Raw genomic sequence first — 18,995 nt, 5'->3', positions numbered from 1 at the left:
GATACTAAAAAGGATTACCATGAAATTAATTAAATTAGCCTTAGTTGCCAGTGGTGTTATGTTTGCTTTAAGTGGCTGTATGAACACACAAACCAGTGAGATCACTGAAAGTAGTTCACAACAGCTAAACACGTCAAATGCCTCCGCAGCTATTGTTTCAGAGCTCTCTTACGAACAGCAATTAGATGTGCTTGTATCACAGTACTACAACGAGTTACTCAGCTTTAAACCTATTAATGCAACCTACAGTGGTCGCAGTGAATTTAATGATAAGTTTACCCCAGAGATTTCAGCTAAAAATCGTGCTAAAAAAGCAGCGTTTTATAAAAAATATCAACAACGTTTAGCTTTGATTGATAAGTCACAATTAGCTGGGCAATCACTATTAAGCTACGAAATATTAGACCGTGACTTAGCGCTTAATCTTGAGGGTATGCAATTTCCTAGTTACATGTTGCCAATAAACCAAATGGCCGGGGCGCATAATACATTTGCGGGTTTTGGCTCTGGGCAAAGTGCACAGCCTTTTAACACAGTTGAAGATTACAGTAATTTTATAAAACGCAGCGAAGGCTTTATTACTTGGCTTGCAAGTGTACAAAGCGCAATGGCACAGGGATTAACACAAGGTATTTCATTACCAAAGCCGTTAGCCAAAAAATTACAGCCACAATTTGCAGCACATGTTGTTAAACGTGCTGAAGATTCGTTATTTTGGGGGCCAATTAAAAACCTTCCTGAGTCATTTACAGAGCAACAAAAGCAGCAAATTACAGCGCAGTATCGCTCACTTATTATGGCGCAATTAGTTCCTGCGTATAAAAGCATGAGTGATTTTTTAGCCAATGAGTATATTCCTAACAGCCGCACAACGGTTGGCTATAGTGACTTACCCAATGGCAAAGCTTGGTATGAATACCAAATTAAAAAAAATACCACGTTAAGTTTATCTGCAGATGAAATACATGCCATTGGTTTAAGTGAAGTGGCGCGTATTTTAGATGAAATGAAAAAAGTAAAACAGGATGTTGGGTTTAGTGGGTCATTGGCAGAGTTTTTTCATCATTTACGTGATTCAGACGATTTTTATTACACTACACCGCAAGAGCTAATAGCGGCGTATGAAAACGTTAAACAAAAAATAGATGCGCGTGTCCCCATGCTATTTGATATTGCGCCAAAGGCCCCTTACGTTGTAAAAGCAGTTGAAGCTTACAGAGCGCAATCTGCGGCAGGGGCGTCTTATGCAGCACCTGCACCTGATGGCTCTCGCCCAGGGATTTTTTACATAAACACGTTTAATTTAAAAGCACAGCCAAAGTTTTTACTCGAAACACTTTCAATCCACGAGGCAGCTCCAGGCCATCACTTTCAAATTGCGCTGCAGCAAGAAATAGATGGCCTACCAGATTTTAGAAAATTTGGTGGTTACACTGTATTTGCAGAAGGGTGGGCATTGTACGCAGAAAGCCTTGGTAAACAGCTTGGCTTATTTACCGACCCTTATATGTGGTACGGGCGTTTAGCCGATGAACAACTTAGAGCGATGCGTTTAGTGCTTGATACTGGCTTTCATGCAAAAGGCTGGACTCGCCAGCAAGGTATTGATTACATGCTGGCAAATTCGTCAATGGCGAAAAGCGATGTAATAGCTGAGGTTGAGCGTTATATTGCTTGGCCTGGTCAAGCACTTTCTTACAAGTTAGGAGAGTTTAAAATTAAACAACTGCGTGATTATGCTAAAAAAGAGCTAGGCGATAAGTTTGATATTAAAGCGTTTCACACACAAATTTTAATTGATGGCGCATTACCCATGCCCATTTTAGAGGAAAAAATAAAACGTTGGGTTGCTTCGCTCCAATAACACGCTATGACAAAGCCTGTATAAATAAGGTTACAGGCTTTCGTGTATAGCCTCAATACGTTAGAATGCGCGCTCTTTAGGGGCGCGAGTAAATTATGTTTGATCAAGAATTAGCAAGTACACAGTTTTGGCTTAAAAAAAGTTTAGCTGATATGAACCAAAACGAATGGGAGGCCATTTGTGATGGTTGCGGAAAATGTTGTTTAAACACCTTTATTGACAGTGAAGATGAAGACGAATTTACCGCTACAGATGAGTTGCGCGAAGGCGAAGAACTTATTTTTACCAGTATTGTTTGCCAATACCTTGATAACAATACCTGCGGTTGCAGTGAATACCAAAACCGTCAATCGCTTGTCCCATCATGCGTAAAGCTCACCAAAGAAAACCTTAAAGATATTTTCTTTATGCCGCAAAGTTGTAGCTATCGCCGACTGCATGAAGGCCGTGGCTTAGCATCATGGCACCCGTTATTAAATAAAGGTGAAAAGTCTCAAATGCATGAGCTGGGAATATCTGTAAAAGATAAAACAGTAAAAGATTGTGATGTAAACCTAGATGACTTTGATTTATACATAGCTGAGTGGCCAACAAAGGATTGCGATTAATGAGCAAGTTAAACGCTGTAATAGGCCTAGTTAATCCTAAAAGCCCTACTAATGTAGGTGGCGTTTTACGTGCTGCTGGTTGCTACGATTCAAAACAGGTGTTTTTTACCGGTAGCCGTTATCTAAATGCTAAAAAATTTCATACGGATACTAAAAACGCTGTAGAGCGTATTCCTTTAAAAAGCACAGACAATCTACAAAATGTGAAACCTCAGGGCGCAACGGTTGTCGTTATCGAGCTTGTAGAAGGCGCGACTCCCTTGCCAGATTTTAAACACCCAGAAAATGCTTTTTATGTCTTTGGGCCTGAAGATGGCTCAGTGCCAAAAGAGGTCTTAAAGTGGTGCGATGAAGTGGTGTATGTACCTACAATTGGATGTATGAACCTTGCAGCTACGTGTAATGTTGTTTTGTATGACCGCTTGGCTAAGCTTGGTGGGGTAGAGAGTAGCGATGCAACAATAGTTAGTTCTCGCGATACTAACAATAAAATGAAGTGGGTTAAGGGATAAGCCACACTTTTGCAATTTTAATTAAATTTCTTTTATTTTACATACTTAGTTCTACACTTTAGGGACATACCTTAAACTAAAGTGTAATCATGCGATTATTATTTATCTTTTTTCTGTTTTCATCTTACTGTTTTGCTAAGGTTCCTGTGACCTATACGCTAGATGAGAGCTCCCACACTGTTATTGGTGAGCGCTACAAGGCGGGTTACCTATTTAGCGCGCCTAACAGTAAAAGTACTATTCATGTGGTAACTGAAGATTGGCCGCCTTACATTGGAAACAAACTGTGTAACAAAGGGTGGGTTTATCAGTTTGCGGTCGCTACGTTTAACAGCGCTGGCTATAGTGTTTTTATTGAATTTGTGCCTTGGGCGAGAGCTGTTAGAGCCGTTGAGCTAGGCAAAGCGGATATTTTATTACCAGAATATTTTATCGAAGATACTGCCCCTTCTGACTACGTACCAAACCAAACTCGCCGAAAATTACTTGGCCTTTCAAATTCGTTTTCGGGCGGCAATATCGGCTTTTTGAAACGTAAAGGCGAGCCCGACCGATTTAATGGTAACTTAAAGTCACTTAAAGGTTCTCGTATTGGTGTTGTAAGAGGGTATCAAAACACCCCCGAATTTGATGCCATGATGGATAATAATGAATTCATTATTATTAATGCCGTAGATGACTTACAGCTTGTAAAACTACTTGCTGCAGGCCGTGTTGATTTAATAATAGGTGATCCTGAAGTGCTAACTCATTCAGTAAAGTATGCTTCTTTATCTGAAAATGAAAAGCGTGCTCTACTCAGTGCCGTAGAGCAAGAAACCCATGCGATTCAGTATAATCCCTTGTATTTTGCAATTAGTAAAAAAACGCCCAATTGGCTTGGCATACTAGAAGATATAAATAAGGTTCTTTACAAATTTAAAAATAGTGGTGAAACCCTCAGACTCAAAAATTCATTATTAGATGAGTGTGGTTAATTGTAACGTTCCAATTATTTTGTGCTTATATTATGTATTAAACGTGTAAAATCATTTTCAACTTGTTAATGGAGTGAAAATGACGTGAGTGAAATAAATACTAATCAATCATTTGCGGTCAAAGAGCAACAAAATAAAAATTACCTGTTACCACTGACCGCAATGACTACACTGTTCTTTTTATGGGGTTTTATTACTGTTTTAAACGACGTACTGATCCCCCGCTTAAAAGGTGTTTTTGACCTATCTTATTTTGAAGCAATGCTAGTGCAGTTTTGCTTTTTTGGCGCCTATTTTATTGTTTCTATTCCAGCCGGGATGTTAGTTAAACAACTTGGTTATAAAAAAGGAATATTGACAGGGTTGGTCATTGCATCAATCGGCTGTATGTTATTTTACCCAGCGGTAGTCGTGCACGAGTATTGGCTATTTTTAGGCGCATTATTTGTGTTGGCCTCTGGCGTAACCGTTTTACAAGTCTCTGCAAATCCATATGTAGCCGCGCTAGGCCCTGAAAAAACAGCGTCATCGAGGTTAAATTTAGCACAAGCGCTTAATGCGCTTGGCACAACGGTTGGTCCTTATGTAGGTGGTATACTGTTTTTTGGTACTGCCGGTACACTCGCTGCAAGCGCTGCAAGTGCCGAGTCTGTAAAAGTCCCCTACTTAATGCTTGCTGTTGCACTGCTTGTTATAGCCATTGTTTTTGCCTTTGTAAAATTACCTGATATAGAGAGTCATAAAGAGGAAAATAATCCTATAAATGAATCACGGTCACTTACTCAGGCACCTCATTTAACTATGGGGGTGGTCGCTATTTTTTGCTACGTTGGCGGCGAAGTGGCTATAGGTAGTTTTTTAGTTAACTTTTTTGGTGAGGCCCACATAGCAGGCCTTGAAGAGCATGCTGCAGCTGCACTTATCAGCTACTATTGGGGCGGAGCTATGGTAGGGCGTTTTATTGGCTCAGCGATACTACAAAAAATAGCACCATCTAGAGCCTTGGCCTTTAATTCATTTATGGTGATTTCGCTATTACTTATAACGATGTTTGCCCAAGGAAACATTGCGATGTATGCAGTTCTCGCCATTGGTTTATTTAACTCTATTATGTTCCCGACTATATTTTCTGTTGCAATTGAGCGCTTAGGCTCACTAACCAGTAAAGGTTCGGGTTGGCTGTGTTTAGCAATCGTCGGCGGCGCTTTGGTGCCATTATTACAAGGCTATATTGCTGATGTAGTCAATATTCAGCTCAGCTTTTTTGTGCCGCTACTGTGTTATGTATTTATTGCTTGGTATGGTTTGAACGTAGTTCGTTTAGCTAAAAAGTGGTAAAGAGAGACCTATTACTAAGCGACTGAATACGTATTCAGTCGCTTTTTTGATTTAAATTACTAGGAACGTTCCAAATAAATTAGCTTTCTTAAAATTTCATAGGTTACAAATATATATACTCTTTATTTAATACTTTATACTTACTTTTAATATATAGCTAATCTATACACCTCATTATCGACGACATATCATCTAATATCTGCTAAATAAGTTAACTAATAATAAAAATATAAACTGGCCGTTATGCTTAATTTACACACAATCACGTACGTGCACTTTGATACTTTGACCACACTAGGTCCTTATTTTTTAATTTTAGTCATGTTCAGTGCGTGTAATTCCCACTATTTTTTAGTCATTACAAAAATCATTGAACTGTATTCAGTGCAAAAGCTGCTTAAATTAAGCAAAAATGTTTGTTGGCTGTCAGTAAGCGTGGAGCAGCTACTTGATGCCTCTAAAAGTTTGTTACTAGCATTAACGACGTATATTCGAGGTTTTGTTTATGGCAAATAACGCATCTACAGGGCAAAGTTGGCTGAGCCATATTAATATAGATAAGGTTTATCGCTCAGATACAAAACGCAAAGTATTTTCATTATTTACCATGATAGCCATTGCTATTGTTGTCATAACAATTTTGCTGGTAAATAACTATAGCGTGTATTCGCCTATTCTTAGCACCTCTTTAGTTGTTGTTAATATCACTTTTATTAGTGGTACTGTGTTTTTTTTAAAAACCAATAAACTCGAAGGGGTTGCGTTACTCAGTATGAGTGTTGTGTTTATTATGTGCATAGCGCTTACGTATACAGGCGGAAAAGAAAATACAGCGCTGTATTGGCTTATGTTTTATCCCGTGGTGTGTTTTGCCTCACTAGGTCTTAAACATGGCTTTAGACTTGGGCTTGGCTTATTACTAAGATGTAGCTTTATTTTGTATGGACCTAATTTTGGACAAGTCGATTACGGCAGTGTTGAAAAATCTCGTTTTTTAGCCTCTTTTATCCTCGTGTTTATTTTTTCATTTATAAGCGAGTACTTTAGATTTAAAAGTCATATAGCTATTGCGGGTATGACGCTTTCTCAGACTCAAAATGCCTATACAGATCAACTAACTGGTGGGCCTAACAGGCGCTTTATAACTGCTCACTTTTTAAAAATGGCCGCTAAAACGCCTGAAAACTACTTACCGTTTTCTATTTTATTACTTGATTTGGATTATTTTAAACGCCTAAATGACACGTATGGCCACGATTTTGGCGATACCGTGTTGATTGAATTTACCAAATTACTTGATTCACAATTTCCTAACTCCGCGGTGAAAGCTCGTTATGGTGGCGAAGAGTTTGTGGTTATATTACCTAAAGAATCAGCCCCAATGGCAACAAAAATAGCCGATGACTTTAGACAGTGTGTCGAAAAACAAGCTATTTTAACCAGCGATAATAAACGGGTATTTATTACCTGTAGTATTGGTGTGGCACAGGTTGATAATGTGGATCATTACAGCCGTGCACTGAAACAAGCTGACGAATACCTGTACCTAGCTAAAGAGCAAGGGCGTAACAAAGTTGTATCAAATCACACAGGAACACTATGACTCAAACTAAACTTATATATGTACACGACCCTATGTGCAGTTGGTGCTGGGGATATAAACCAACCTGGTTAAAACTAAAAGCCGCATTTTCTTCGCAGCTGACTATAGAATACAAAGTAGGAGGTCTCGCTCCAGATAGCCAAGAGCCCATGCCAGAAAATATGCGCGCCATGCTCCAAAGCACATGGCATAAAATTAGTGCGATGTTGGGTACACAGTTTAATTTTGATTTTTGGCAGGTTTGTCAGCCAAGGCGCTCTACTTACCCAGCCTGCAGAGCGGCGATTATTGCCAGAGCGCATAATAAAGAGCCACAAATGATAGAGGCGATTCAACATGCTTATTACCTACATGCCCAAAACCCATCTGATGAAAGTACTTTAATTACCTTAGCTGAAAAAATCGGCCTAGATAAACAACAGTTTTCCGAGGAACTTTGCTCAGAGGCTTTGAATCAAAAACTACATGAGGAGCTAGCATTTAGTGCAAGCTTGCCAATACAAGGCTTTCCTTCGTTAGTATTAATAACTGATAATAAAGCCATTGCAATTAAAATAAATTACACCGACCACCAGCAAACAGTAAACACAATTAACGCGTTATTAGTTTAATAACTAGCCAAAATGCGTGTATTTGCTGCTTTAATGCACGCTTTGCATATAAATATGACGAAATAAGACGCAAATGTTACACCTGTAACAAAATAGACTTTTTTGCGCAACATGCCTGTCATTATTCCTCTATACACTTTCACTCATTGAAAATCTTTAGCCTAAAACAAGTCAGTTTAGGCTAAAACAACAAACTAGCAAATCCGCTAATTAACGAGTAAAGGTGTATGCGATGAAAGGCGTTAAACCATTGATTTTAGCTGGTATTGTAGCAGCAAGTGCTGCAGTACATGCCAATGATTTAGAAAAGGTTATCGATAAAAGCAGTGAAATAAATAAATCAGCTGCGCAATCACAAACAAAAATAGACAAGATTGCTGATTCAATGCAAGGGCGTCTTCAACAGTTTAAAACCCTTAATAAAGAAATTGACGGTTTAACTGTTTATAACGCGCAATTAACTAAACAGTTAAATAACCAAATTGAAGAAATGGAGTCACTTAATCTTTCAATGGATCAGGTCTCTATTATTGAGCGTCAGATCACACCACTAATGCTGCGCATGATTGAAGGGCTTGAGCAATTTGTAGCACTTGATGTGCCATTTTTGCAAGAAGAGCGCACTAAGCGTATTAGCTCTTTAAACGCCATGATGGACCGTGCAGATATTAACTCAAGCGAAAAATTCCGCCGCGTGTTAGAAGCATACCAAGTAGAAGTTGATTACGGTCGCACTATTGAAGCCTACACCTCACTGCTAACTGTAGACGGTAAAGAGCGTGAAGTAGACTTTTTACGCATTGGCCGCTTAGAGCTTATTTATTTAACGCGTGATGGTAAGCAAGCTGGTAGCTGGGATGAAGAAACAAAGTCGTTTGTTACTTTACCAGACTCAACAATTAGCCAAATCAACAAAGGTTTACGTATCGCACGTAAGCAACTTGCCCCAGATATGTTAACTCTGCCAGTACACGCAGCAGAATAAGAGGTTGAAGATGAAACTGTTTACTCAAATGACAAAAATGGCCCTTTTTGCTGCAAGCCTAAGCTTTGCAGGCGCAAGTGTGGCAGCTGAGCCTATGGACTTAGACTCACTATTAAAAACACTTGAAGAAGGCAAATCGGCTCAAAGCGCGCAAAACAAGCAACGCGAACAAGAATTTATGGCGCGCCAAAACGAACAAGTGCAAATGCTCAATAACACACAAGCAAAACGTAATCAAATGCTTGCTGAGTCTGAGCGCTTAGAAACACAGTTTGAAGAAAACGAAATCAAACTTGCTAACTTAACAGATACACTGTCTAAACGAATGGGTTCTTTAAAAGAACTATTTGGTGTGCTTCAGCAAGTTGCAGGTGATTCTAGCAATAAGTTCGCTACCTCTGTGGTATCAGCTGAAATTGCGGGTCGTAGCACATTTATGGATGAGCTAGCACAAAAAATGGGCTCTACTTCAAAGCTTGCCTCTATCGAAGATATTGAAAAAGTATGGTTTGAGCTACAACGCGAAATGACAGAGCAAGGTAAAGTAAGCCGCTTTACTACCGATGTAATTGTACAAGGTGGTGCAAAAGCACAGCAAGAAGTGGTTCGTGTAGGTGCTTTTAACTTAATCTCTAACGGTAAATACCTAGAATTTAACCCAGTAACAAATACCTTAAGCGAGTTAAATCGCCAGCCTGTAGCACGTTTTACTGCAACAGCACAGGAATTACAAAATGCAAAAAATGGTGTTGTGCAGTTCGCACTTGACCCAACGGGCGGCTCAATTTTAGGCTTATTAGTGCAAGCTCCAGATACCGAAGAGCGTGTACACCAAGGTGGCACAGTCGGTTACGTTATTTTAGGTGTAGGTGTTATTGCTTTACTTATCTCACTTGAACGTTTTTTCTCATTACTGATTATGGGCGGTAAAATTCGTCGTCAACTTAAAGATGATGTAGCACGCGATGACAACCCTCTTGGCCGCGTAATGAAAGTAAAAGATCAGTTCCCTGATGTTGCCCACGATACGTTAGAGCTTAAATTAAGCGAAGCTATTTTACGTGAAATGCCAAAAGTAACGCGTAATTTAACGCTTATTAAGATTATTTCGGTAGTGGCACCGCTGCTAGGTTTACTCGGTACCGTTACCGGTATGATCAACACTTTCCAAGCAATCACATTATTTGGTACAGGCGACCCTAAACTAATGGCTGGTGGTATTTCGCAAGCATTGGTAACAACGGTGCTAGGCTTAGTTGTGGCAATTCCTACGGTATTTTTATACACCCTACTTAATACCCGCGCTAAAAACATTTTGCTTACTATTCAAGAGCAAAGCGCAGGTATTATCGCACAGCGAAGCGAGAAGGGAGCTTAAACCATGGTGCTATTGATTGACTCAATCAATGCTATCCGTGATTTTCTCGACACTGGTGGCCAAGTCCTCTTGGTCATCGGGGTGTTAATCTTCGCGATGTGGTTATTGATACTCGAGCGATTTATTTATTTTTTCAAAGGTTTTCGTAGTTACAAACAAAACGTAAAAGCGCAGTGGAAAAACCGTGCAGAGCGCAATAGTTGGAATGCTGAACAAATTCGCCAGGCAATGATCTCTCGTGCCTCAATGCGTTTAGACACCAACTTAGCACTGATAAATGTAATGGTTGCTTTGTGTCCGCTACTTGGCCTGCTAGGCACAGTAACCGGCATGATTGAAGTATTTGATGTAATGGCCATTACCGGTACGGGCAGTGCGCGCTCTATGGCATCTGGTGTTTCTAAAGCCACTATTCCAACCATGGCAGGTATGGTGGGTGCACTTTCGGGTGTATTTGCCTCTACGTTTTTACAACGCAAAGCCAAGCGCGAAGTTGAACTACTACAAGACAGCATGGTTTTAGACCATTAAGTAACATTTTGATAAGCGGCTTATAGAGTCGCTCATCCTAGGAGAATAAAAATGAGAGCCCCTTTAGGAAACTTATTACAAGAAGATGACGCAGAAGAAATTAACATGACCCCAATGTTAGACGTTGTATTTATCATGCTTATTTTCTTTATTGTTACCGCTTCATTTGTAAAAGAAGCCGGTATTGATGTAAACCGCCCAGAAGCCGCAACAGCGGTTAAAAAAGAACGCGCCAATATTTTAGTGGCTATTTCTGATAAGGGCGAGATTTGGATTAATAAGCGCCAAATTGATGTACGCGCAGTGCAAGCCAATATCGAACGCTTAAAAGCAGAAAACCCACAAGGGAGCGTGGTTATTCAAGCTGATAAAAAAGCCACCACTGATATGTTAATCAAAGTAATGGATGCGTCGCGTGCTGCGGGTGCGTTTGATGTGTCAATTGCTGCACAAGATGCGTCTTAAGGGTTAGCCATGTTGCGATATTTAGTAGCATTAATAGTAGCGGGCGTAGTGACCATTATGCTGTTTTTAGGCATGCAGGCACTGATCACCGGTGGTGAAGGTGCCATGTCGGAGCCAGTAAAAGGAAATGTTTTAGACTTTGTACGGTTGAAAAAAGAAGAAACAGTACAGAAGAAAGAACGTAAACCGCAAAAGCCACCTACACCAAAAGAGCCACCACCGCCAATGGAGTCGCCGCAAATGCAAAATAATGATGCAAACGCGGCCAGCAATAATTTTGACTTTGGCGCCGATGTAGGCAGCGATGTTGACCTAGCAGGTGGTTTAGCGCTTGAAAGCAGTGATGGTGAATATCTACCCATTGTAAAAGTAGCCCCAGTGTATCCGCGCCGTGCTTTGTCGCGTGGTATTGAAGGCTATGTAATTGTGGAATTTACAGTAACTAAGCAAGGCACAGTGCGTGACCCCCAAGTAGTAAAAGCTGTCCCTGAGTCACTGTTTGATAGAGCCGCGATGGATGCTGCCCTTAAATTTAAATATAAACCGCGCGTAGTAAATGGTGAAGCCGTTGAAGTGGCGGGTGTTCAAAACAAAATATCTTTCCAAATTAATGGTTAACTTATCTTAATTGGATGAAATAGCGAGGCGATTATGAAATTACTACCTACAGCTAAAAATTTAAAACTGGCGTTATTTTGCACTGCCGCGATCAGTGCAAGTATTGTTGTACCAAGCACGCTAAGCCTTGTGCCCGGGCTAAACTTAGCCACTGCCCATGCAGAGCAAGAGCAAAAAACAAAGCGTGTACCCGCACTGCGCGAGAAGGTTTATAGCCAGCTCGCTCGTGCGCAAAAGCTCGCTGACGATGGCGATGTAAAAGGCGGCCTTGAAGCACTTGATAGCATTCAAGAGAGAGCGTCTAGCATGAACTCGTACGAAATTGCGATGATGCATAACTTTTATGGCTTTATTTATTACAACGAAAATGATTTACCCAAAGCGATTGCCTCATTTAAAAAAGTGGTAGCCGAGGAGGCTATTCCAGAATCATTACGTTTAAGTACCACGTTTAGCCTAGCCCAGCTTGCAATGGCAAACGGTGAGTATAAAAAGGTGATTGCGTTTTTAGATAAGTGGGATGAAATAAATACCAAACCGATTACAGAAGGGTATTATTTACTTAGAGCACAAACTTACTATCAGTTAAAAGAATACCCAAAGGGGCTTGAGTACATCAATCAAGTGATTGCGCTTAGTGACAGCGAAGGTAAAACCCCTAAAGAAAACTGGCTTGTATTACAACGTGCTATGTATTACTCACTTAATCAAACTGACAAAGTAGTCGCTGTGCTTGAACGTATGGTAAAGCTATACAATAAACCAGAGTATTGGGTTCAGCTAGCTGGTATGTACGGCGAAACAGGCAAAGAAAAAGAGCAACTAGCAGTAATCGAAGCGGCTTATCAACAAGGCTTTTTAAAAACTAAGTCTGATTTAAGGCAGTTATCGCAAACTTACCTTTATAATGGCCTGGCATACAAAGCAGCTAAAACAATGAGTGATGCGATAGAAAAAGGCATTGTTGAAAAATCAGCGAAAAACTATGCCTTTATTGCAGAGGCCATGATTCAAGCTAAAGAAGACGAAAAGTCGATTAGTTACTTTGCAAAAGCGGCTGACCTATCTGAGCATGGTAAGTACGATCAACGCCTAGCAGAAGTATTTGTTAACACTGAGCAATACGAAGAAGCCGCTGATGCTGCGCGTAAGGCGCTTGATAAAGGCGGTCTTGATTTTGAATCAAACGCCTACGTTGCGCTAGGTATGGCACAGTACAATATGCAAAATTTTGATGCGTCTATTTTAGCGTTTGAACAAGCCCAAAAGCATGATAAATCACAACGTTTAGCAAATCAGTGGATCAAATATGTTAAGCGTGAAAAAGTGCATGCGCAAACACTTAAAGCCGCGTTACTTTAACTTTTTACCCTAACGCTATTTTATACCAATAAAAGAGCATTTACCTTTTTCATAATCGCAACACCAAAACCGCCTTAGGGCGGTTTTTTTCGTTTTTCAAATGTTTAAGTTATTGAATTTAAATTAATTACCATTGTCATCTTATGGTTACCAAACTGTAACTACTTTGTCATATCCCTCCCGTATCTTATTTGCATCCGATAACTCAGGTCACCTTAATGCATGAGTATCGTGCCTTAAAGTGACTTAAGTTTTTTACTTAATGCACTAACAAAATAATTAAATACTTTAACGGAGTGAACAATGAAATTATCTGATTTATTCAAGGTCAGCCTAGTAGCAACTGCAATGACATTAGCTGGCTGTGGCGGCGATATCGAAATTACACCTACTGTAAACGATAACAGCTCAACAACAGATAACAGTGTTAATAATTCAAATAATACCACTGGTTCAACAACTGAAGAAGAAGCTGTGTGTGCAAGCTACGAATCAGATGCAGGTACGGTAACAGGCGTCGTAAGTGGCATTGATTGTTTATACAACGACTCGTTTGCGAGTAAAACAATTTCTATCACAAGTAACATTACCTTTTCTGAGCTACCCGATGGCGGTGTTCACGTTTTTGAAGATGCATTACAAATTGGTGAAGACGGCAGTACGGTAGATGGCTTTGAAATACCAGCGAATGGCCCGACAATGACTGTTGAACCAGGTGCTGTTTTAGCATTTAGCTCAGGTGAAGCTATTGTACGTATTGCACGTGGTGCAAAAATTCAAGCGGTAGGTACTGAAGAAAAGCCGGTTGTATTTACTTCTGCAAACGCGTTTGACCGTTTTGATACAGCTGGCGAAGGCGCACGCTACGCGGATTGGGGCGGTATCATCATTAATGGTAACGGTATTACCGACCAATGTACTGATGCAGAGCGTGACGGTGGTACGTGTAACGTAGCCTCTGAAGGTATTACAAGCTACTTTGGTGGTAACGATAATGCAGACTCTAGCGGTAATATTAAATGGGCTAAAATTTGGTATGCAGGTTCAGGCCCTCGCGTTGGTGGTGAAGGCGATGATTTGAATTCACTCACGCTAAATGCAGTTGGCTCTGGTTCTGAGTTTGATTACCTACACATTCACCAAGGTTTTGATGACGGTATTGAAATTTTTGGTGGTGCGACAACCCTTAAACACGTAGCGGTAACAGATACACAAGATGATTCATTTGACTTTGATGCAGGTTGGCAAGGTAAAGCGCAGTACTTATTTATTCAACACGGTACTGTGACACTAGATGACGGCACTGTAGTTAACATGGGTAACAATGGCTTTGAGTCTGATGGTGTTAAAGGTTCTTCTACCGATCAAGTGTCTCCATCTAACCCAACGGTTGCCAATGTAACGGTTGTCACTACCGATGGTAACTCGGTACGTGATGACGACCCTTCACAAGCTTACAAGTTTGATGACCAATTTAATTCAAGCATTTACAACACGGTTATCGTTAAGCAAAACGCCACTAATACACAATGTATTGAGTTTTCAGGCGACGGTGAAGCGCAAGCAGATAAAATCTCATTCACAAGTTCTGTAATGGCGTGTTCTGCAAACTTTACTGATACAGATACGTTTGCAAGCGGTCCATTAGCAGGCCAAACAAAAACAGCGTGGTTTGAAAATGACGGTGCTAACCAAATCTTAACTGATGATGTGGCAGTACTTGCAGATAACGGTTTTGCTACAAACACTGCGGCGAGCGAAGTAACGGTTACTGCAACAGACTTAAGCACAACCGATTCATTCTTTGAAAGCGTAAACTACATTGGTGCGGTATCGGATCAGGATACAGACTCTAGCTGGTACAAATGGGTTGAAGCGGCTGTTACAGCAGCAAATGCTGACTAAATAGCAACACCTTTATAACCTCTGATTAAAGGCGCCTAGTGGCTTGTTATTTAAGCGTCAGGCGCCTCTTTTGTATAACCTGATTAGGATTATCTCATGTCTAAAAAGCATAGACTCAATCATATTACCTGGGCAATTGGTTTAGGTTTAGTTGCTCAGTCAACTAGCTTAATTGCTGCCCAAGCCGATGAACAGTTAACAAACGAACAAGAAATAGAAGAAGTTGTTGCTGTAGGTACGCGTTTGCAAGGGAGCGCAGCGGCAGTTGTAGAAGAGCGTAAAAACCAAGCGTTTGTTGCCGATATTTTAGGCTCTGAACAGTTATCACGCACGGGCGACAGCGATGCTGCATCTGCGCTTCGTCGTGTAACAGGCCTAACGCTTGTTGATGGCAAGTTTATTTACGTTAGGGGCCTTGGTGAGCGTTATTCTAGTGCACGTTTAAATGGCGCTTACATCCCAAGCCCAGATTTAACCCGTAACGTTATTCCGCTGGATATTTTCCCTGCAAGTATCATTGAAAGTATGGCCGTTCAAAAAGCCTACTCACCAGATATGCCAGCAGCGTTTGGTGGCGGTAATATAGATATTAGAACTAAAACCGCACCGAGTGAATTTACTGCAGGTATTGAAGTGGGTGCAGGTTACGATACCGCATCGAGTGATGGATTTACCTATAACCGTAATGAAAATGGTATTCCAACTGAATTAGCGCAGGCTATTTCTACCTACCGTGGTAATTTTAGTATTGGCAATATTGTTAGCAGTGAAGGCTTTGAAGATGGCGATTTAACGCGTGCAGAACAAGCAACCGCTGTTAATAACGCACTTTTAAAATCGCTTCCTCGCGATTATGAGCTAAAGGAAGAGTCGTTAGACCCGCGTTATAATATTAAAGCCCATTATGGTGATAGCTTTGAAGAGAGCTATTTTGGTGGCAAGGTTGGGTTTTTACTTGCCGGTGCTTACAAAAGCGAATGGGATTTTGAAGAACGTTTTAGCTCTGTTATCACTCAAAATTTAGAAAATGAAGAAGGCAATGTTGATTGTACAACGTCGTTAGCGACAAGTGATGACGTGAGTAACTCGTGCTACAACACGGTTAAAAACTCGCAAGTGACAACAGAGACCGAAAGTTATAACGGTTCATTAAGCTTGTCATACCGTTTAGGCACGCACAGTATTTCTGCTCAACAGCTTTATATTATTGATAATGAAGATGAGTCTGAAATTGCTATTTCGCAAAGCCCTGCAGGGAGCTCTACGTTTAGTATTGCCGGTGATGGGATTGCAAACCGTAATCATGAGTTTAATTACGAAGAACGCCAATTAAACATTACGCAGTTTATGGGCCAGCACACCTTTTTAGATTATTTTGGCATTGGGGCTGATTGGCAGTACACAGAGTCTAAAGCGACAACGGATATACCTACCAGCGCTGATTTTGAGTTTCGTGACACCTATAACAGTGATGGCAGCTACGCCGGCTCGACAATTACAGGGGATGATAACCGTGTAATTATGTCGTACACAAACATGGAAGAGCGTGTTAAATCGTACGGCGGTAACTTAACCTTGCCACTTAGCTTTGAGAGTATGGAAGTTGAGTTTAAAGTGGGTTACGACTTTTCTGACCGCGCGCGAATATTTAATACCTCAAGTTTTGCGATAAACAACAGTGGTGGCTCAGGTATTTCAATAAATGACGGTAGCAGTGATGCACTTAATAATAGTGGCTTTTTAACTGACGACTTTATTGATAATAACGCGGTGTTAGTTGACTTTAATGAGCCAACAGCGCCTGATGCCGATGATTACATTGCGGCGCAAAAGGTCGATGCAGGTTATGCGTCTTTCGATGTGTTTTATGATCAATGGTTAAGAATAAGCGGTGGTATTCGTTATGAAGAGTTTAAACAATCTTCTATCGGTACATCGAGCCTTATTTTTGATGAAGACGATTTAAATACCTTTTACGATCCAGACAAAATTCAAGCAGGCTCTGTGATTACCGATGATTGGTACCCGGCACTATCTGTTACTTATGTAGGTGGCGATGATTACCAGGTGCGCTTAGGTTATGGTGAAACAGTAGTACGCCCTGATTTTCGTGAAGTAGTGCCAGTTACGTATTATGATCCTTTGACCGATATTAGAACGTTTGGTCGTACGGGAATTAAAAGTAGCCCAATTAAAAACTACGACTTACGCTATGAATATTACGGACAAGCCGGTAATTCATTTAGCGTAGCGGCGTTTTATAAAGATATTACAGCGCCAATTGAAACGGTTTTAAACATTGGTGATGAAGATTACTCAGCATCGTTTATAAATGGTGAAACCGCTGAAGTATATGGTATTGAAGCTGAATGGCTACAAGACCTAACCTTTGTAAGTGAAGGCCTATTTACTAGCGGTAATATTACATTAAGTGATTCTGAAGCGTCTATTGACCCAGCACTTGCGGGTACATTAACTAATCCTAAAAAGCGTATGACTGGCCACTCTGAATATGTAGTTAATTTACAATTAAATTACGATTCGTTAGATGGCATGCACAGCAGCTCATTAGTTTATAACGTATTTGGGGAGCGAATTTTAGCAGCCGGTGTTGCTAATAGGGATGACGCGTATGAGCAGCCATTTCACTCACTTGATTTAGTTTACACTTACTACCCAGACTTTAACTCTAAGATTAAGTTTAAAGTTAAAAACTTACTCGATGAAGATCAAGAAGTAACACAGTCAGATATTATAGTGCGTTCTAAAGAGCAAGGTATTACGTTTGATTTGAGTTACAGCTACGAGTTTTAATTTTAATCCCAAGGAAGGGGGATATAATAAAACCTAACTACCGATTAGCCCTGTATTTAATACAGGGCTTTTTTATGACTATGAAAAAAATTTAAGTTTCGCTTTATTCACTAGTTTTAGGGCGCTTTGGGTGTTAGGTTTAATAAAAATTAATTCTCACGCAATGAATTTTAATTTTTAATGTATTAAGGCATCTTTTATGAATCAAACAGTGGAAAAAACAATGAAAAAAGTAGGATTAGTCGGTTGGCGTGGCATGGTTGGCTCTGTGTTATTAGAACGTATGCAGCAGCAAAATGATTTTGCGCATATCGACACCACTTTTTTCACCACCTCACAAGCTGGGCAACTCGGCCCTGATATTGCGGGTGACGCAAAACCGTTACTCGATGCAACCGATGTAAATGAACTTGCTAAAATGGATATTATTGTTACCTGTCAAGGTGGTGATTATACCAAAGCGGTTTACCCTAAATTACGCGAATCGGGTTGGGATGGTTACTGGATTGATGCAGCTTCTGCACTGCGTATGGTTGATGACAGCATTATTGTACTTGACCCTGTAAATAAAGATGTTATTGAACAAGGTTTAGAGCAAGGCGTAAAAACGTTTGTAGGTGGTAACTGTACCGTATCGTTAATGTTACTTGCTTTAGGTGGTTTGTTTGAGCAAGACCTAATTGAGTGGGTAAGCCCAATGACTTACCAAGCGGCCTCTGGTGCCGGCGCTCGTAATATGAAAGAGCTTATAGCACAAATGGGTGCTATTCATTCAAGCGTTGCCGAGCAACTAGATAATCCAAGTTCAGCTATTTTAGAAATTGATAAAATAGTGAGCGAAAAAATGGCTTCAAGCGATTTACCACAAGACCAATTTGGCGTGCCGCTAGCCGGTAGCTTAATTCCGTGGATTGACGTGCCAATGCCAAGTGGTCAGTCTAAAGAAGAGTGGAAAGCTCAGGTTGAAGCGAACAAAATTTTAGGCTCGTCTAAACAGCCAGTACCCATTGATGGTTTATGTGTACGTATTGGTGCAATGCGTTGTCATAGCCAAGCGATGACCATTAAATTACGTGAAGATATTAGCGTAGAAAAAATAGAAGAAATTTTAGCTTCGCATAACGAGTGGGTTAAAGTGATCCCTAATGAGCGCGAAATTAGTGCAACTGACTTAACCCCAGTTAAAGTGACAGGGACGCTAAGTATTCCTGTGGGTCGTATTCGTAAACTCGCTATGGGCCCTAAATACATTAGCGCATTTACTGTAGGCGATCAGCTATTATGGGGCGCTGCTGAGCCACTTCGTCGTATGCTGCGCATTATTGTAGACGGTGAATAATTTTTACCTATAAAACTATATATTAAAAAGGGTTAGCCTAGGGCCTGTTTATCTTTCGAGGTTGAATTTGCAGCAGTCTGTTTGG

16 protein-coding genes are annotated in these 18,995 nt (G+C 40.5%); all 16 read left to right on the top strand.

The features are described 5' to 3' along the window. Positions 1-19 precede the first annotated feature (19 nt). The 16 genes from AABI99_RS03135 to asd all read left to right on the top strand — a co-directional run bounded on the left by AABI99_RS03135 (position 20) and on the right by asd (position 18,910). A complete protein-coding gene (locus AABI99_RS03135; protein WP_338363217.1) occupies positions 20-1,864 on the top strand; it encodes a DUF885 domain-containing protein in 1,845 nt (614 codons plus the stop codon). 95 nt (positions 1,865-1,959) lie between these two features. Beyond that, positions 1,960-2,472 (top strand): YcgN family cysteine cluster protein, encoded by a 513-nt coding sequence (locus AABI99_RS03130; RefSeq protein ID WP_338363216.1) that lies wholly within the window; start codon positions 1,960-1,962, stop codon positions 2,470-2,472. Further along, a complete protein-coding gene (locus AABI99_RS03125; RefSeq protein WP_338363215.1) occupies positions 2,472-2,984 on the top strand; it encodes an RNA methyltransferase in 513 nt (170 codons plus the stop codon). Before AABI99_RS03130 ends, AABI99_RS03125 begins: the two co-directional genes overlap by 1 nt. Positions 2,985-3,073: 89 nt before the next feature. Next, the gene (locus AABI99_RS03120; protein WP_338363214.1) at positions 3,074-3,961 is read left to right on the top strand and encodes a transporter substrate-binding domain-containing protein; all 888 of its coding nucleotides are present in this window, start codon (positions 3,074-3,076) and stop codon (positions 3,959-3,961) included. Between the two features lie 84 nt (positions 3,962-4,045). Continuing rightward, a complete protein-coding gene (locus AABI99_RS03115; RefSeq protein WP_338363213.1) occupies positions 4,046-5,299 on the top strand; it encodes a sugar MFS transporter in 1,254 nt (417 codons plus the stop codon). A 505-nt stretch (positions 5,300-5,804) separates the two neighbouring features. After that, complete coding sequence (locus AABI99_RS03110; protein ID WP_338363212.1) at positions 5,805-6,902, top strand: GGDEF domain-containing protein; 1,098 nt, start codon at positions 5,805-5,807, stop codon at positions 6,900-6,902. Then, positions 6,899-7,513 (top strand): DsbA family protein, encoded by a 615-nt coding sequence (locus tag AABI99_RS03105; protein ID WP_338363211.1) that lies wholly within the window; start codon positions 6,899-6,901, stop codon positions 7,511-7,513. The genes AABI99_RS03110 and AABI99_RS03105 overlap by 4 nt, the downstream gene beginning before the upstream one ends. Before the next feature lie 232 nt (positions 7,514-7,745). Continuing rightward, on the top strand, positions 7,746-8,498 hold the full coding sequence (locus AABI99_RS03100; protein ID WP_004586345.1) for a DUF3450 domain-containing protein: 753 nt from the start codon (positions 7,746-7,748) through the stop codon (positions 8,496-8,498). A gap of 10 nt (positions 8,499-8,508) precedes the next feature. Then, positions 8,509-9,876, top strand: coding sequence for a MotA/TolQ/ExbB proton channel family protein (locus AABI99_RS03095; protein ID WP_338363210.1), 1,368 nt, complete (start codon positions 8,509-8,511; stop codon positions 9,874-9,876). Positions 9,877-9,879: 3 nt separating this feature from the next. Continuing rightward, a complete protein-coding gene (locus AABI99_RS03090; RefSeq protein WP_338363209.1) occupies positions 9,880-10,407 on the top strand; it encodes a MotA/TolQ/ExbB proton channel family protein in 528 nt (175 codons plus the stop codon). A 51-nt stretch (positions 10,408-10,458) separates the two neighbouring features. Further along, positions 10,459-10,872 carry a biopolymer transporter ExbD gene (locus AABI99_RS03085; protein WP_338363208.1) on the top strand — a complete coding sequence of 138 codons (414 nt, stop codon included), beginning with the start codon at positions 10,459-10,461 and terminating at the stop codon, positions 10,870-10,872. Between the two features lie 12 nt (positions 10,873-10,884). Further along, positions 10,885-11,490, top strand: coding sequence for an energy transducer TonB (locus tag AABI99_RS03080; RefSeq protein WP_338363356.1), 606 nt, complete (start codon positions 10,885-10,887; stop codon positions 11,488-11,490). Positions 11,491-11,523: 33 nt separating this feature from the next. Continuing rightward, the gene (locus AABI99_RS03075; RefSeq protein WP_338363207.1) at positions 11,524-12,852 is read left to right on the top strand and encodes a hypothetical protein; all 1,329 of its coding nucleotides are present in this window, start codon (positions 11,524-11,526) and stop codon (positions 12,850-12,852) included. Positions 12,853-13,155: 303 nt separating this feature from the next. Next, a complete protein-coding gene (locus AABI99_RS03070) occupies positions 13,156-14,757 on the top strand; it encodes a hypothetical protein (protein ID WP_338363206.1) in 1,602 nt (533 codons plus the stop codon). A gap of 96 nt (positions 14,758-14,853) precedes the next feature. Continuing rightward, a complete protein-coding gene (locus AABI99_RS03065) occupies positions 14,854-17,571 on the top strand; it encodes a TonB-dependent receptor plug domain-containing protein (protein WP_338363205.1) in 2,718 nt (905 codons plus the stop codon). Positions 17,572-17,770: 199 nt separating this feature from the next. After that, positions 17,771-18,910 carry an aspartate-semialdehyde dehydrogenase gene (gene asd / locus AABI99_RS03060; RefSeq protein WP_338363204.1) on the top strand — a complete coding sequence of 380 codons (1,140 nt, stop codon included), beginning with the start codon at positions 17,771-17,773 and terminating at the stop codon, positions 18,908-18,910. Positions 18,911-18,995: the final 85 nt, after the last annotated feature.

Source organism: uncultured Pseudoalteromonas sp., assembly GCF_963922945.1.
Classification (GTDB): Bacteria; Pseudomonadota; Gammaproteobacteria; order Enterobacterales; family Alteromonadaceae; genus Pseudoalteromonas.
Note: the sequence above shows the minus strand (reverse complement) of the source record. Positions and strands in the feature narration are given on the sequence as shown.